Here is a 14,326-nt window from a genome sequence, read left to right on the forward strand (position 1 = left end):
GCACTCCTAGGAAGCCAGCTCGATGACGACGTTCGTCGACTTGATCACGGCCACCGCGAGCACCCCCGGCGCCAGGCCGAGCTCGTCGGCGGCCTGGCGGCTCATCAGGGAGACCACTCTGTACGGCCCCGCGGCGAGCTCGACCTGAGCCATGACCGCGTCCTTGACGACCTCGGTGACGATGCCCCTGAACCGGTTGCGCGCCGAGGAGTAGCCCCACCGGCTCTCCTCGCCCACCTGGGACCGGGCGAAGACGGCGAGCTCCTCGCCCGGCACGACCCGGTGGCCCTGCTCGTCACGGGTGGCGGCGAGCCGGCCGGCGTCGATCCATCGGCGGACGGTGTCGGGGCTGACGCCGAGCAGCGCGGCCGCGTCGCCGATCCGAAATTCCGTCACAAAACCGTACGATATCCTGGCAGATACCAGGAGAGAACCCCCTAAGAGGTGGATTCTGCGCCTGGCACCACCAGCACGGGCCGGTGCGCGTGGTGGAGCACGCGGTCGGAGGTGCTGCCCAGGAGCAGCGACTTGACGCTGCCCATGCCCCGGGTGCCCGTCACGATCAGCGTGGCGTCGAGCTCGTCGGCCACGTCCACGATCGTGGCCCACACGGCGACGGAGTCGGGCTCGCAGCGGGGGGTGGCGTCCAGCCCGGCCTGCGTGGCGAGCTCGGCTCCCCCCTTGGCCAGCTCGGTCATGGCCTTGCCGACCGCCTCGTCCTCGGCGGCGGAGTTGTCGAGCGTCATGACGAGCCCCGCCGACGCGCGGGCGGTGGTCAGCGCCAGCCGCTCCCACACCGTCAGCACCACCGCCGACTGCCCCGGGAACAGCTTGCCTGCGAACGCGATCGCGGCCTTGGCGTCGTCCGAACCGTCATAAGCGATCAAAATGGTCATTTCCGGCCAACCTCCAGAAGTAAGCAGGCATTCCCTCTAACCCGGTGGGAGCCGTTCACGCCTGGATCAGGCCAGGACGGCCGAGATCCCGCTCTGGGAACGCCGGGCCAGCGGCTGTAGCATCGCCAGCCCGGCCAGGGCGAGCACGCCGAGCTCGGTGACGACCACGGTGCGCTGGATCAGCCCGGCGGGGATGTCGTCGTTGGACAGCGGGATGCCGAACCACCGCACCACGTACGGGACCACGACCAGCACCAGCGCGCCCAGGGCGATCACGCTGAGGATCCGCACGCATCTGGCGTAACGGATGCGGGCCCTGGCCAGCAGCAACCCGGCCAGCGGCATCACCAGGAAGGCCACGAAGGCGGCGTAACGATGGATGCCTCCGGACAGCGACAACGGCAAGCCGGGAGCGTCAGTGGGGAAGGCGCCGACCAGGAACATGCTCGCCCCCCACGTCAGCACCAGCGCCACGACCCAGCGATCCGCCCCCGACCGGCGCAGCGCCTCGGCGATCAACGCGGAGCCGAACGCGAACAACGTCAGGGACAGGGGGAGCATCCAGCCCGCCGCTTGGAAGGCGTACTCACTGATCACGGAGTGCAGTGGGTCGAGCCCCGCTTCCGTGTGCAGGGTGAGCATGGCGCCGGTTCCGGTGCCGATGGCGGTGAATCCACTTACGAGCAAAGCCTTCATGCCTCAAAGGTCGTGCAGCACGGCCTTTTCGAGTATCGGAGATATGCCCCAGCAGGCCCTGAACGATCCCCTAATACTTGAGTCTCACTACCCCTGAGACGACCGCCTGACCAGCGTGAATACCGTCTCCGGTAGGGAAGGCCCCCTCAGGGAGGGTAGGGGGGTCAGCGCGCGGGGACGTCGAAGTAGGTGCGGATGACCGTGGCGCCGGCTCGGGTGTGCACCCGGACCAGGTCGCTGAGCAGGTTGACGATGAGCAGCCCGCGCGAGCCGGCCACCCGCGGATCGACCGGATTGCGCCCGGCCAGCGGGTCGGTGATGTGGCCGGAGTCGCTCACCTCGCAGACCAGCCGGTCGTCCTCGCTCCAGATCCTGATCCGGCCGGAGCCGCCGCCGTGGTCGAGGCTGTTGGCGCCCAGCTCGGCGACCACCAGGCGGACGTCGTCGACCCTGACGGCGCCGAACCCCAGCTCGGCGGCACGGTCGGCGGCGAGGGTGCGGACCTCGGCGAGATTGGTGCGGTCGAAGTGGAGGACCATGAAGTCGACGGGGTCGGCGAGGGGTCCGTTGTGCCCGTCGACGACCCGCTGCGGGGCGTAGTGGTCGCTGACCCGCTCGCCGGATCCGTCGCGCAGCACGGGGTGCGTGATCGCGGCCTCGCGAATGACCTCGGGGTCGAGCCCCTCCAGGTCGTACGGGCACAGGATGGTGGCGTGGCGGCCCCTGAAGGCATAGTTGATCAGCGCCTCGTGCTGGGCGCACGCGGGATATTCGGCCTCGCTGCGGCCCGGCCAGATCGGCTCGCCGATGATCCGCACATGCTCGTCGGGGTGGCGGTCGGCGAACTCCCTGAGCACGCCCGGGATGATCCGCCCCGGATTGCGGCCGGCCTCGGTCATGTCGAGCAGCATGACCCGCTGCGCCTGAAATCCCAGCTCTTTCTCGATCAGCGCGAGGTTGCGCCCGGGAACCGCGACGGCCACGGGCTCGCCGGCTTCGAGGCCCTCGCGGACGAAGGCGGTGGTGGCAGTCACATACTCCCGGTCGCCTCTGTAGAAGAGTGCCGGGTGCGTGAACGGGTCCGCCAACATCGTCTACCACGCTACCCGTCGTTGAGGAGTTCAAGGCACACCGTTGGGTAGCTATTCACCGTGAAGACTCAACAGGTCGTCCAGCGCCCTCGGCCTCCCCGTCGGCCGCTCCCCCTCGATCTGCGCACTCCCACCGGCAAGTTGCTCCCGTTTTGAGACCCTTTTACCTATGCTCGAAGCATGTCGGACATGCAGATCCGCGCCTCCGACGCGGATCGAGAGCGCACCACCCAGCAGCTGCAACAGGCCTTCACCGAAGGCCGGCTGGACCACCTTGAGCTGGAGGACCGCCTGGAACGGGCGCTGACCGCCAAGATCAACGCCGATCTCACCGAACTGGTCGAGGACCTCCCCGCCGAAGCGCCATCGGCGGCGGAGGCCGTCCTGCTGGAGAGCGTGCACGATCAGGTGAAACGCACGGGCGACTGGGCGGTCCCCCGCCGCCTGCGGATCGTCGCCAAGCACGGCGGCGCCCACCTCGACTTCACGGAGGCGGTCATCCCGCACCAGGTCGTCGAGGTCGAACTCGACCTCAAGTACGGCTCCGCCAAGATCGTGCTGCCGGAGGGCGCCACCGCGAACATCGACGGCTTCCGCACCACCTACGGCACGGCCTCCTCCGCCGTGGCGGGCCGCCCCCGGCCCGGCGCCCTGCACCTGGTGGTGACGGGCGAGAGCAAGTACGGCCAGCTCGCGGTCCGCTATCCGCGCAAGCGCTGGTTCACCCAGTCGTGAAAGGCGGAGATGTGGTGCTCGCTGGGCACCAGCACGCCGCCCTTGCTGTAGGCACGTGACGACATGCCGGGCTGGGTCCGCTCGCAGGCGTCGAAGTCCTGCTCGTTGACCCGGTGGAACAGCTCGACCGACAGCGACAGGTCGGCCCCCGAGGCCACCACGTCGGGGTGGTAGAGCCAGTCGCACTCCACGATCGTGCGGTCGGCGGCCAGCGGGTACATCCGGTGCATGATCACATGGTCGGGCACCAGGTTGACGAAGACCTGCGGCTTGACGGTGATCGCGTAGTAGCGCCGGTCCTGCTCCTCCGACACGTCCGGCAGCTTGCCGAAGCCGGGACTGCCGTCCACCGTGAACCCCTCGACCTTCTTGGCGAACTCCGCCCCGTGGCCCACGTAGTACTGCGCGGCGTAGCCTCCGGCGAACTCGGGGAGCACCGCGGTCAGCTCGGGGTGGATGGTGGCGCAGTGGTAGCACTCCATGAAGTTCTCGACGATGAGCTTCCAGTTGGCGCGCACGTCGTAACGGATGCGCCGGCCCAGGGCGAGGGCGTCCACGTGGTAGTGCTCGATCGCGGCCAGGTCGCCCAGCCGTTCGACGGCCGCGTGCGTCACCGTCTCCTCGAACGAGGGCGGCTCGTCGGCCAGGCAGACCCAGGCGTACCCGAGCCACTCGCGCAGGCTCACCGGGATCAGGCCGTACTCGACGCGGTCGACGTCGGGCATCTTGACCAGGTTCGGGGCGGCCACGAGCGTGCCATCGAGGTCGTAGGACCAGGCGTGGTAGGCGCACCTGATGGTCCGCTTGACCTCACCGTCCTCCTCCAGGCACAAGCGCGCGCCGCGGTGCCTGCAGACGTTGAGGAAGGCCCGTAAGGCTCCGTCGCGGCCCCGGACGACGATCACGTTCTCCCTGCCCACCTGGACCGTCTTGAAGGCCCCCGGCTTGCTGAGCTGGTCCGATCTGACCGCGCAGAACCACAGCGCTTCGAAGATCTTCGCTTGCTCCTCGGCGAACACCGCCGGGTCGGTGTAGGAGCGTCCGGGCATGGTGGAGATCAAACTCGAAGTGCTGGTCAAGGGACACTCCTTGTTGCGTAATACGCACCGAGTTGCTCTATATGCGACATAGTCAGCTCGGCCCAGGAGGCTGTCAAGAGGGAGGTTCGCGCGCCGTCGTTTTACGCCCCCTTGATGCCGGTGGTGTTAGTGGGGTGCAAGCGACAGTCAAGAATGCGGCCATACTGTTTCCTCGTCTCCACAACAACGAAGGGCACGGAAATGACTCCCCCTCGCCGTCGCATCGCCATCGCGTTCGCGACGCTCACCCTTGCCGCGATGACCAGCGCCTGTGGCGCCGTCGGAACCGCGGTGGACTGCAACGCCGCCGCGCAAGAGGCAAGCAAGATCACCACTGACTGGTCCGGCACGGTTACCAAGAGCATGACCGACCCGGCGGCCATCGAGAAGGCCTCGCAGGACGCGGCCACGAAGACCAAGGACCTCGCGAGCAAGCACGACGGCGAGATCGCCGCCGCGCTGAACGACCTCGCCGCCGGATTCGAGAGCATGAAGGGCGACATGACCGACGTCAGCACCTTCACCACGAAGATCCAGGGCTTCCAGACCAAGATCACGGCTGCCTGCTCCTGATGAGTCCGGCGGCCGTTCCGCCTGCGGGGGGCAGGACGGCACGGCGAGCCGGGGCACGTTGATGTGACATCGGTAGTGTGATCACCCGTGAAGCGGGACACGCCGGCGGCGCGGTCCGGGGCGACCGTCGCCGCCGCCACCACCGGCCGGAAGGCCGGGCTCGGCGGACATCGCTCGCGCGTCGGTCTCATCTGCCTGGTGGCGGCCGCCGCCTACGCGATGATCGGCCTGGTCAAGCTGGCCACCTACCGGACCTCCACCTTCGACCTGGTCATCGTGGACCAGGCGGTGCGCAACTACGCCGCCTTCCAGCCTCCGTACGTGCCCGTTCTGGGGGCATGGCACGACCGGGGGCTGGACTACCTCCAGCTGGCCGACCACTTCTCGCCCGGCTACGCCCTGCTGGCGCCGTTCTACTGGGTGCACGACGGGCCGGAGTCGCTGATCGTCGCGCAGGCGCTGCTGTTCGCGGCGGCCGTTCCGTTCGTCTGGCTGTACACCCGGCGGGTGCTCGGGACCGCCCCCGCCTACCTGGTCGCGGTGGCGTTCGCGCTGTCGTGGCCCCTCGCGCGGGCGGCCTCGTTCGACGCGCACGAGGCGATGTTCGTCCCCCTGCTCTCCGCGATCGTGATCGAGCGCTACCACGCGGGCAGGCGCCTGCCCGCGTTCCTCGCCATGTTCGCCCTCCTGCTGGTCAAGGAGGACATGGGACTCATGGTGATCGGCTTCGGCGGCTACCTGTTCTGGATCGGCGACCGCCTGCGCGGCGGGTGCTGCGCCCTGGCCGGCCTGGCCGGGATCCTGGCGGCGCGCGGCGCGCTCATCCCCATGCTGGGCGGCGACCCCAAGGACTTCTGGGCCTACGGCCATCTCGGCGCCGACCTGCCGGGCGCGCTGCTCGGGATGGCGCGCGACCCCCTGGCAACCCTGCTGCTGCCGTTCAGCGCCGAGGCGAAGGTCGACACGCTGTTCCTGCTGGCCTGGCCCACGCTGCTGCTCTGCCTGCTGTCGCCGCTGTCGCTGGTCGCGCTGCCGCAGGTGCTGGAGCGCATGCTGTCGGACCGGCCTCTGTGGTGGCAGTCGGACTTCCACTACAACGCCTTCGTCGTGGTCATCCTGTTCTGCGCGGGCGTGGACGGCCTGGCCAGGCTGCTGCGCCGGCTCGGCCGGGGCGGCGACCGCTCGCTCGCGCTGACCTGGGCGGTGGCCGTCGCCGCCGTGGCCCTGACCCTGGTCCCCCGCTTCGGCCTGGAACAGCTCTACCATCGGGACTTCTACCGGGGCGACCCGGTCAAGACGGCCGCCGCCGCCGAGGCCGTCGCCAGGATCCCCTCGGGGGTGACGGTCGAGGCGGCCAACTCACTCGGCCCCGCGCTGACGCGGCGCACCACCGTCCTGCTGTGGACCGGCCGGCCGAACGGCGCTCCCTGGGTGGTGGCCGACACCTCCCGCTGGGAGTTCCCCTTCGGCGGCGCGGAGGAGCAGCTCGCCCAGGTGGACAGGCTGGTGTCGGAGGGGTACGCCAAGCTCTTCGAGCGCGACGGTTACGTGGTGCTCCACCGCGGCTGACCCCGGCGCAACAGGGTCGCGATGTCCTCCTCCCAGGACCGGAGGAAGGACGCGTAGCCCGCGGCGAAGTCGCTCAGCTCCCGCACGCCCTGCGGGGACAGGGCGGTGAGCTCGTAGGTGACCTGGACGGCGGCCCCGCCCCGGCCGTCGCCGTCCGCCGCCACCGTCACCTTGCCGGCCCGCGAGCCGGGGGTCACCCGTGCGTAGGCGATGCGGCGGCCCTCCTCACGCTCGGCCACCACCCAGGTGGTGTGCTCGCCGTCGGCGTGGGTCTCGAACACGGTGCCAGGGGCGGAGTCGTCGTCCGACGGCACCGGGAAGCGCGGCCGCCAGCCCGGCACCCACCGCTCCTCACCACGCGGCGTGAACAGCGCGAGCGCCTCGCCGGGCGGCAGCGCCACCGCGACCTGACCGGTGAGCGAGACCTGGGCCCCGCTCACTTCTCCACCAGCCGGTGGGCGTCGTCGGCGGTCAGCGTCAGGCCGTAGACGGCCTTGAGCTGGTCGATCTTCTCCAGCGTCTCGGGGGTGAACGGCGCGCGCCCCTCGAAGGCGTGCAGCGCGATGCCCTCGACCAGATCGCCCAGCGACATGTCGAGATACTCGGCGAGGCCCTTGAGGACCTTGAGCAGGTTCTTCTCTACGCGGAGCCCGGTCTGCGTCCGCTCGACTGTTACCATGGTAACAATGTACCGCTACATGCTCCTGCCGACGGCCTGGGCGTACGCCCGGTCGAAGCCGGCCAGGACGGTCGGCCACGAGCCCGCGGACGGGGTCGTGGACCGGTTGTGCGCGGTGATGCGCGCACGCAGGCCGGAGTCCACGCAGAGCCGGGCCACCGCCTCGGCCAGCGCGTCGAGGTCGCGGCCGAGCAGCCCCTCGGTGCCGTGCGTGACGAAGTCCGCGACGCCGCTCTGCGCCCGCGCGACCACCGGCAGCCCGGCCGCCCGCGCCTCCAGGGCCGCGATGCCGAACGACTCGCGCGGCGCGGGCGCCACGAAGACGTCGGCCGACTCCAGGACCTTGGCGATCTGCTCACGGGTGTAGCGGCCGGGCAGCGAGACCCACTCGGTCATGCCCTGTCTGGCCAGATAGCGCTCCATGGAGCCGCGGGCCGGGCCGTCGCCCACCACGGTGGCCCGGAGCTGGATCGCCGCCGGGACCCGGGAGCGCACCGAGGCGAGCAGCCTGAGCAGTCGTACGGGCTGCTTGCGCGGCGCCAGGCGGCCCACGGCGACCAGGTGGACGGCGTCCGTCCCGGACGGGGGCCCGGCGGGGGCGAGCCGCCAGCCGGACAGGTCGAGGCCGTTGGACACCACGTGCACCGGCACCCGGGGGCCGGCGACCGAGCGGATGGGGACGGCCGCGGCGTTGCTGACCGTGGTGGCCACCAAGGACCACCGCTGCCAGCCGTACCCGAGCCCGAGCAGGCGGTACAGGGCGCGGGTGAAGGGATCCCACATGCTGTGCACGGTGACCACGCACGGCAGCCCGGCGCGCACCGCGGCGCGCACCCCCATCCAGGCGAACGGCGAGACCGCCCCCGTGTGCACGTGCACCACCTCGGGCCGCGACAGCGCCAGCCGCCGCGTGAGATGCCTCACTCCGGCAGGGTGCACCGGCAGGTCGAAGGGCATCCTCGCGACGATCCTGTGCACGCCCGGCAGCGGCTCCCCACCGGTGGCCGTGGCCACCTCGACGTCGTGGCCGGACTCGCGCTGCATCCGGACGAGATCGGCCACCTGCACCTCGATCCCCCCGAGTCTCGGCAGGTAACAGTCACTCACGTGAAAGATCCGCACCCCTCCCAGACTAATCTGGCCCTGTGCCTCCACGTACCGCTGTGTTCTTCCATGCCCACCCCGACGACGAGGCCCTGCTGACGGCGGGCACGATGGCCATGCTCGCGTCCGAAGGACACCGCGTCGTGCTGGTGGTGGCCACCGCCGGCGAGCGCGGCCTGGCCGAGATGAGGCCGGGCGAGGCGCTCGGCGAGACCCGGATGAAGGAGCTCTACGAGTCGGCCGCCGTGCTCGGCTGCGCCCGCGTGGAGTGCCTCGGCTACGGCGACTCCGGGCTCAGCCCGCAGGGCGGGGTGGCCGACGAGCGCCCCGACAACGCCTTCATCGACGCCGACACCGAGAAGGCCGCCCAGGCGCTGGCCGCCATCCTGGAGGAGGAGGACGCCGACCTGCTGTCGATCTACGACCCGGCCGGCGGCTACGGCCACCCGGACCACGTGCAGGTGCACCGGGTCGGCAGGCGGGCGGCGGAGATCGCGGGCACGGAGATCGTCCTGGAGGCGACGGTCAACCGCGACCCGCTGGTCAAGCTGCTGAAGATGGCGGGCCGGGTCTACCGCTTCCCGCCCGAGTTCGACGTACGGACCTTCGAGAGCGCCTATTCGCCCAGCGAGGCGATCACGCACCGGGTGAACGTGCGCAGATTCGCCCGGCAGAAGCGGGCCGCCATGGCCGCGCACGTCTCCCAGGCCAGCGGCGGCGAGAGCGACCGCACGCTGGCCGTCATGCTGAAGGTCCCCAGCCCTGTTTACCGCCTCGTCTTCGGCACCGAGTGGTTCGTCCGCCGCGATCTGCCCCCGGGCACCCGGCTGGATCATCCGCTCGACCGATGGCCGAAATAGTCCGCAGGAAGGACTCCACGCCCGACAGACTGGTAGCGATGAAGAACAAGTGGCTCCAGATCGCCCTGTCCGTCCTGTCGCTGGGGCTGGCCGTGCTGCTCGTGGTCTACCTGCCGCAGATCGTGCAGGCGCTCACCGGCAAGCCCGTCTCCTGGCATGAGATCGGGGCCGTGTTCGGGGCGCTGGAGGCCGGCACGATCGCGCTGATGGCCGCGCTGTGGTTGCTGAGCCTGCTGGCCTACACGTTCGTGCTGACCGGCTCGCTGCCCGGGCTCAACAACCTGCAGGCGCTCACCCTCAACGCCGCCGGCAGCGCGGTGAGCAACCTGCTGCCGTTCGGCGGCGCGGCCGGGGTGGCGCTGACCTTCGCGATGACCAAGGGCTGGGGCTTCGCCAACCGGTCGATCGTGGTCATGACCCTGGTCAGCGGCATCTGGAACACGCTGTTCCGGTTCATCCTGCCGGCCGTGGGGATCATCGGGCTGCTCCTGGCCGGGCAGGTGCCCGACCGGACGGTGGCCAACGCGGGCTGGGCCGGCGCGGTCTCCATCCTGGCCCTGTGCGCGCTGGTCGCGGCCGCTCTCTACTGGGACCGCGCCGCCACCGCCCTGGGCAAGGGCCTGGACCTCCTCATGCGGCTGGTCCGGCTGAAGGCGCGGCCGTCGGCGGCCTTCCACCGGCTGCGGTCCGACACGGCCGAGATCATCAGGACCCGGTGGGGGCGGCTGTCGCTGGGCATGGCCGGCTTCCTGGTGCTCCAGTGGGCGATCATGGTGGCCTGCATGGTCGCCACCGGCGCCTACCCGGGGCTGGCGCAGTCGATCGCCGTCTTCGCGCTGTCGCGGGTGCTCACCTCCGCCCTGGTCACGCCCAGCGGGGCGGGGATCATGGAGGCCGGGGTGGTCTTCCTGCTCACCAGCGCCTTCGGCATGGCGGCCGCTCCGGCGACCGCGACTGCACTGCTCTTCGGCTTCTGGACTTACACTATCGAGATCCCGTTCGGCGGCCTCGCGCTGGGGGCGTGGGCGCTCCTGCGCAGGCGCAACAGCCGCGGCGCCGCCGCACAGCCACCATCAACGATCTCGAAGGCCCCCCAGTGACTATCCCGAACCGAACCAGCGATTATCGACCATGGGCCTTGTGCGTGATTCGGAAGCACGCATAGCGTGGCGGCTGACATGGTGGCGTTCCGAGTTCTGGGGCCAGTCGAGGCGTACGAAAACGACGAACTCGACCTCGGCGGGTTGCGGCAGCGGGCCGTCCTCGCCCGGCTTCTCGTGGCCAGGGGTCAGGTCGTGCCCGTCGACACGCTGCTCTACGACCTGTGGGCCGACGACACGGCCAAGGGCGCGCAGTCGGGCCTGCAGGTCTACATCTCACGGCTGCGCAGGGTGCTGGAGCCCGGCCGCCCGCGCGGCGGCCCCAACCGGCTGCTGGTGACGGTCGCCTCCGGCTACGCACTGCGGGTGGCCGCCGACCAGGTCGACGCGCTGCGCTTCGAGCAGCTCGTCAGGGCCGCGGGCGAGCACCTCGAAGAGGGCGATCCGCACTCCGCCAGGGGCCGTCTGGAGAAGGCGCTGGGCCTGTGGCGCGGCACCCCCTACTCCGACTTCGCCGACCAGCAGTGGGCCGAGGCCGAGGTCAACCGGCTGACCGAGCTGCGCCTGGTGGCGCGCGAGCGACACGCCGACACCGGGCTGCGCCTGGGTATGCACGCCGAGACCGTGCCCGACCTGGAGGCGCTCACCACCGAGCACCCGCTGCGCGAGGAGGGCTGGCGGCTGCTCGCCCTCGGCCTCTACCGGTGCGGCAGGCAGGGCGACGCGCTCGCCGCGCTGCGCAGGACCCGCGCCATCCTGGCCGACGAGCTCGGCATCGACCCCGGCCCCGCGCTGCGCAAGCTGGAGTCCGACATCCTCTCCCAGGCGCCGGAGCTAGAGCTGGCCGCGCCGCCGCGGACGTCCCGGCAGGTTCCGGCCGCCGACACCTGGCCGCCCAGGCCGGCCACCCCGGTCGAGCCACCGCCGCTGGACCCCGAGCCGTTCGTCGGCCGTGACACCGAGCTGGCCCGGCTCACCACGACCGCCGCCCGCACCGGCAGGTTCCAGGTGGCGATCGTCACCGGCGTGGCGGGCGCCGGCAAGACCACCCTGCTGCGCCGGCTCGGCCAGCAGCTCACCGCTGACGGCTGGATGGCCGCCTCCGGCGCCTGCCCCGACTCCAGCGCCACCCCGCCCGGCTGGGCCTGGGTGGAGATCCTGCGCACGCTCGTGGCCGGGACCGGCGCGGGCGAATACTCCCAGCTGCTGGCCCCGCTGCTGGACGACGCCGCGCCCGACCCCGACGACGACGAGGTGTCCGGCGGTTTCCGGCTGCACCGGGCCGTCGGCGGCTACCTGGCCGGGGTCGCGCGCCGGGCGCCGGTCCTGCTGACGCTGGAGGACCTGCACTGGGCCGACGACCAGACGCTGGCGCTGCTGCGCGCGCTGCCGAGCCTGCTGGCCACCAGCCGGGTGCTGCTCGTGGTGACGTGCCGGGAGAGCGAGCTCGACGACCGCCAGGCCGACGTGCTGGCCGCCCTGGCCAGGCTCGGCCCGGTCCGCGTGGGCCTGTCGGGGCTGGAGCCCAAGGCGGTGGCCGAGCTGGTCCGGGCCACCTGCGTGCGGGAGATCGACGAGGACGCGGTCGAGTCGATCGTGGAGCGCACCGGCGGCAACCCGTTCTTCGTCCGCGAGACCGTACGCCTGCTCGACGCCGAGGGCGCGGCCGACCGGGCGAGCGCGGCCGAGGTGCTGTCGCGGGTGCCGTCCGGCGTGCGTGACGTGCTGCGGCGGCGCATCTCCCGGCTGCCCGCCGGCGCGCAGCAGATCCTGCTGCAGGCCGCCGTGATCGGCCGCGACGTGGACGTGGACGTGCTGGTCGACGTCGCCGGCGACGAGGACGCGGTGGTGGAGGCGGTCGAGGCCGCGCTGCTGGCGGGGCTGGTGACCGAGCCGGGGCCGGGGATGCTCCGGTTCGACCATGACCTGGTCCGCGACACCATCTACTCCGACGCCTCCCGGCTGCGCCGTACCCGCCTGCACGCCGCCGTGGCGGCGGTGATCGAGCGGCGGGCGCCGTCCGACGTGGCCGCGCTCGCCCACCACTACTTCCTCGCCGACGCCGCCGAGAAGGCCGTCCACTATGCGGGGCTGGCGGCCGAGCAGGCCGAGCGGCGCTTCGCGCACCGCGAGGCGGCCACCCTGTGGGAGCAGGCCACCGCCGCGTTCGACCGCACCAGCGGCGACACCAAGCAGCGCCTGCAGCTCATGCTCCGCCGGATCAAGGCGCTGGCGCTGTGCGGCGACATGGCGGCGGCCAGGCTGTTGCGGCGTGACGCCATGGACGCCGCGCTGCCGCTGGGCGACCTGGAGCTGACCGCGCGGGTGGCGGCGTCGCTGGCCGTGCCGCACAAGGGCATCGCGCGCGACTTCACCCGCACCGCGTGGGAGATCGTCGACGTCACCGAGAAGGCGCTGATGGAGCTCCCCGAAGGGGAGCAGTCGCTGCGCGCGAGCCTGCTGACCACGCTGGCGCTGGAGCTGGAGGGCTCCTCCTCGCCCGAAAGGGGCCGTCAGGCGTCGCTGGAGGCACTGGAGGTGGCCAGGCAGAGCGGCGACCCGGTGCTCATCGCGGTGGCGCTGAGCGGGCGGCTGCGTCAGTCCTACGACATCCCCGCCGTCGACACCCGCGAGAGCATCGGCCGTGAGCTGCTGGACGTGGCGCAGCGGTCCGGTCAGATCGCCACCCAGGCGCTGGCCCATCTGGTGCTGCTGGAGTGCGCGGCGGCGCGCGGCGAGTTCGCCGTCGCCGACGAGCACGCGGCCGCGGCCGACCAGCTGGCCAGGCAGTACGACCTGCCCGCGCCGGCGGCCGTGCACGCCTGGTACTCCGGGCAGCGGCAGATGATCGCCGGCGACTACGCCGGCGCCGAGCGGGCCTACCGGGACGCCGCCAGGATGACCGCGCGGGCGGGCATGCTGGAGGGCCGCCAGGACCTGCCGCTGATCGCCGCGTTCTGCCTGCACCTGGTCTCGGGGCGGGCCGCCGAGATGGTCGACATGCTCGCCGAGAAGCACCAGCGCGGCGCCAAGTGGACCCTCGACGCCTACGCGCTGGCACTGGCCTCCGCCGGTCACCTGCCCGACGCCAAGGCGGTCGCCGCCGTGCGCCCGCCCGTGCGGCCGGACTTCCTGTACGAGCTCGCCATGACGTGGCGGGCGCTGGCCGGGATGCTGCTCGACGACCGGGAGCGGATGGTCGACTGCTACGACAAGCTCAAGCCGTTCGCCGACCGCATCGCGGGCGCCGGGACCGGGGTCGTGGCGCTCTGGCCGGTGGCGCTGACCCTGGGCGACCTCGCCGTGCGGCTGGACCTGCCCGACGCCGCCCGCGCCCACTACGACAAGGCGCTGGAGGTGGCCCAGCGGGTCGGGGTGCCCCGGTGGGTGGAGGCGGCGCGGCGCTCGGTCAGCAACTCGATCAGCAACTCACCTGAAAGCGATCGCTCCTGACGGTCTTGCGACCCTCGGCCTTGAGCTCGACGCGGTACCACCCGGGGTTGGCGGAGATCGTGTAGGCCCAGTCGGCGCTGTGCTCGGCGCCGGCGAAGCCCGAATAGTCGACCAGGTAGGTGTGCCAGGTGTTGGTGCCGGGGTTCCAGCGTGACAGCCGCCAGTTGTAGGAGACCGTCTCCCGCGGCGCCGGGTTGACGATGAGGCTGCGGGCCACGAACGTCTTGAGGCAGCTCGGGCCGGTGGCCCGCGTGCTGATGCCGATCCGGCCGGCGGCGACGGCGGGCTCCTGGGCCGCCGGCGCGACGATCGGCCGCTCGTCGGTGGACAGGTGCGCGGCGGGGGCGGGGGCCGAGTCGGCGGTGCCGTAGGCGGACAGACCGACGTAGGCTGCGGTGAAGGTGAGAGCCGCCACGAGGAACTTGGCCGCGCTCGCCGAGCCGCCTGCCAGAATCGTGCTACCGATCTTCGCCATGATCTTTACCCCTCTT

15 protein-coding genes are annotated in these 14,326 nt (G+C 71.5%); 6 read left to right on the forward strand and 9 right to left on the reverse strand.

From position 1 onward, the window contains the following. Positions 1 to 6: 6 nt before the first annotated feature. The 4 genes from ACTMTF_RS21460 to ACTMTF_RS21475 form a co-directional block, all read right to left on the reverse strand. Entirely contained in the window at positions 7 to 396 is a 390-nt protein-coding gene (locus ACTMTF_RS21460) for a TOBE domain-containing protein (protein WP_441112293.1), read from the reverse strand. 41 nt (positions 397 to 437) lie between these two features. Continuing rightward, on the reverse strand, positions 438 to 896 hold the full coding sequence (locus ACTMTF_RS21465; protein WP_397004523.1) for a universal stress protein: 459 nt from the start codon (positions 894 to 896) through the stop codon (positions 438 to 440). Positions 897 to 962: 66 nt separating this feature from the next. Beyond that, positions 963 to 1,592, reverse strand: a complete 630-nt coding sequence (locus ACTMTF_RS21470) for a DUF998 domain-containing protein (RefSeq protein WP_441112294.1) — start codon at positions 1,590 to 1,592, stop codon at positions 963 to 965. Positions 1,593 to 1,756: 164 nt separating this feature from the next. Then, entirely contained in the window at positions 1,757 to 2,683 is a 927-nt protein-coding gene (locus ACTMTF_RS21475; RefSeq protein ID WP_441112295.1) for an anti-sigma factor RsbA family regulatory protein, read from the reverse strand. Positions 2,684 to 2,863: 180 nt separating this feature from the next. Here ACTMTF_RS21475 and ACTMTF_RS21480 point away from each other — a divergent pair, with 180 nt between their 5' ends. Beyond that, on the forward strand, positions 2,864 to 3,418 hold the full coding sequence (locus ACTMTF_RS21480; protein ID WP_441112296.1) for a DUF1707 SHOCT-like domain-containing protein: 555 nt from the start codon (positions 2,864 to 2,866) through the stop codon (positions 3,416 to 3,418). Here ACTMTF_RS21480 and ACTMTF_RS21485 read toward each other — a convergent pair. Beyond that, positions 3,385 to 4,467, reverse strand: a complete 1,083-nt coding sequence (locus ACTMTF_RS21485; protein WP_397005431.1) for an aromatic ring-hydroxylating oxygenase subunit alpha — start codon at positions 4,465 to 4,467, stop codon at positions 3,385 to 3,387. The two genes, ACTMTF_RS21480 and ACTMTF_RS21485, sit on opposite strands and share 34 nt — an antisense overlap. A gap of 231 nt (positions 4,468 to 4,698) precedes the next feature. On the opposite strand from ACTMTF_RS21485, the gene ACTMTF_RS21490 reads away from it, so the two are divergent. Both ACTMTF_RS21490 and ACTMTF_RS21495 read left to right on the forward strand, forming a co-directional pair. After that, positions 4,699 to 5,070, forward strand: a complete 372-nt coding sequence (locus tag ACTMTF_RS21490; RefSeq protein WP_397004531.1) for a hypothetical protein — start codon at positions 4,699 to 4,701, stop codon at positions 5,068 to 5,070. Positions 5,071 to 5,157: 87 nt separating this feature from the next. Next, entirely contained in the window at positions 5,158 to 6,639 is a 1,482-nt protein-coding gene (locus tag ACTMTF_RS21495; protein ID WP_441112297.1) for a DUF2079 domain-containing protein, read from the forward strand. Here the strand turns inward: ACTMTF_RS21495 and ACTMTF_RS21500 are convergent. The 3 genes from ACTMTF_RS21500 to ACTMTF_RS21510 are packed head-to-tail and all read right to left on the reverse strand — an operon-like array spanning position 6,615 to position 8,425. Beyond that, positions 6,615 to 7,079, reverse strand: coding sequence for a hypothetical protein (locus tag ACTMTF_RS21500; RefSeq protein WP_441112298.1), 465 nt, complete (start codon positions 7,077 to 7,079; stop codon positions 6,615 to 6,617). The genes ACTMTF_RS21495 and ACTMTF_RS21500 overlap by 25 nt on opposite strands. Next, entirely contained in the window at positions 7,076 to 7,318 is a 243-nt protein-coding gene (locus tag ACTMTF_RS21505) for a hypothetical protein (RefSeq protein WP_441112299.1), read from the reverse strand. The genes ACTMTF_RS21500 and ACTMTF_RS21505 overlap by 4 nt, the downstream gene beginning before the upstream one ends. A gap of 15 nt (positions 7,319 to 7,333) precedes the next feature. After that, positions 7,334 to 8,425, reverse strand: a complete 1,092-nt coding sequence (locus ACTMTF_RS21510) for a glycosyltransferase family 4 protein (protein ID WP_441112300.1) — start codon at positions 8,423 to 8,425, stop codon at positions 7,334 to 7,336. A 38-nt stretch (positions 8,426 to 8,463) separates the two neighbouring features. Between ACTMTF_RS21510 and ACTMTF_RS21515 the strand changes: the two genes are divergently transcribed. From ACTMTF_RS21515 to ACTMTF_RS21525, 3 genes are all read left to right on the forward strand, one after another. Beyond that, positions 8,464 to 9,282 carry a PIG-L deacetylase family protein gene (locus tag ACTMTF_RS21515; protein WP_441112301.1) on the forward strand — a complete coding sequence of 273 codons (819 nt, stop codon included), beginning with the start codon at positions 8,464 to 8,466 and terminating at the stop codon, positions 9,280 to 9,282. Positions 9,283 to 9,320: 38 nt separating this feature from the next. After that, the gene (locus tag ACTMTF_RS21520) at positions 9,321 to 10,382 is read left to right on the forward strand and encodes a lysylphosphatidylglycerol synthase domain-containing protein (protein ID WP_441112302.1); all 1,062 of its coding nucleotides are present in this window, start codon (positions 9,321 to 9,323) and stop codon (positions 10,380 to 10,382) included. A gap of 78 nt (positions 10,383 to 10,460) precedes the next feature. After that, a complete protein-coding gene (locus tag ACTMTF_RS21525) occupies positions 10,461 to 13,835 on the forward strand; it encodes a BTAD domain-containing putative transcriptional regulator (protein WP_441112303.1) in 3,375 nt (1,124 codons plus the stop codon). Here ACTMTF_RS21525 and ACTMTF_RS21530 read toward each other — a convergent pair. Further along, entirely contained in the window at positions 13,804 to 14,310 is a 507-nt protein-coding gene (locus ACTMTF_RS21530) for a hypothetical protein (RefSeq protein WP_441112304.1), read from the reverse strand. The genes ACTMTF_RS21525 and ACTMTF_RS21530 overlap by 32 nt on opposite strands. Positions 14,311 to 14,326 lie beyond the last annotated feature (16 nt).

Source organism: Nonomuraea sp. ZG12 (assembly GCF_052068115.1).
In the GTDB taxonomy this organism is placed as follows: domain Bacteria; phylum Actinomycetota; class Actinomycetes; order Streptosporangiales; family Streptosporangiaceae; genus Nonomuraea.

Excerpts from the sequence above, each read along its gene's own strand:
- ACTMTF_RS21465 (WP_397004523.1), bottom strand. The coding sequence starts at position 896 with ATGACCATTTTGATCGCTTATGACGGTTCGGACGACGCCAAGGCCGCG.
- ACTMTF_RS21470 (WP_441112294.1), bottom strand. The coding sequence starts at position 1,592 with ATGAAGGCTTTGCTCGTAAGTGGATTCACCGCCATCGGCACCGGAACC.
- ACTMTF_RS21475 (WP_441112295.1), bottom strand. The coding sequence starts at position 2,683 with ATGTTGGCGGACCCGTTCACGCACCCGGCACTCTTCTACAGAGGCGAC.
- ACTMTF_RS21480 (WP_441112296.1), top strand. The coding sequence starts at position 2,864 with ATGTCGGACATGCAGATCCGCGCCTCCGACGCGGATCGAGAGCGCACC.
- ACTMTF_RS21485 (WP_397005431.1), bottom strand. The coding sequence starts at position 4,467 with ATGCCCGGACGCTCCTACACCGACCCGGCGGTGTTCGCCGAGGAGCAA.
- ACTMTF_RS21490 (WP_397004531.1), top strand. The coding sequence starts at position 4,699 with ATGACTCCCCCTCGCCGTCGCATCGCCATCGCGTTCGCGACGCTCACC.
- ACTMTF_RS21505 (WP_441112299.1), bottom strand. The coding sequence starts at position 7,318 with ATGGTAACAGTCGAGCGGACGCAGACCGGGCTCCGCGTAGAGAAGAAC.
- ACTMTF_RS21520 (WP_441112302.1), top strand. The coding sequence starts at position 9,321 with ATGAAGAACAAGTGGCTCCAGATCGCCCTGTCCGTCCTGTCGCTGGGG.
- ACTMTF_RS21525 (WP_441112303.1), top strand. The coding sequence starts at position 10,461 with ATGGTGGCGTTCCGAGTTCTGGGGCCAGTCGAGGCGTACGAAAACGAC.
- ACTMTF_RS21530 (WP_441112304.1), bottom strand. The coding sequence starts at position 14,310 with ATGGCGAAGATCGGTAGCACGATTCTGGCAGGCGGCTCGGCGAGCGCG.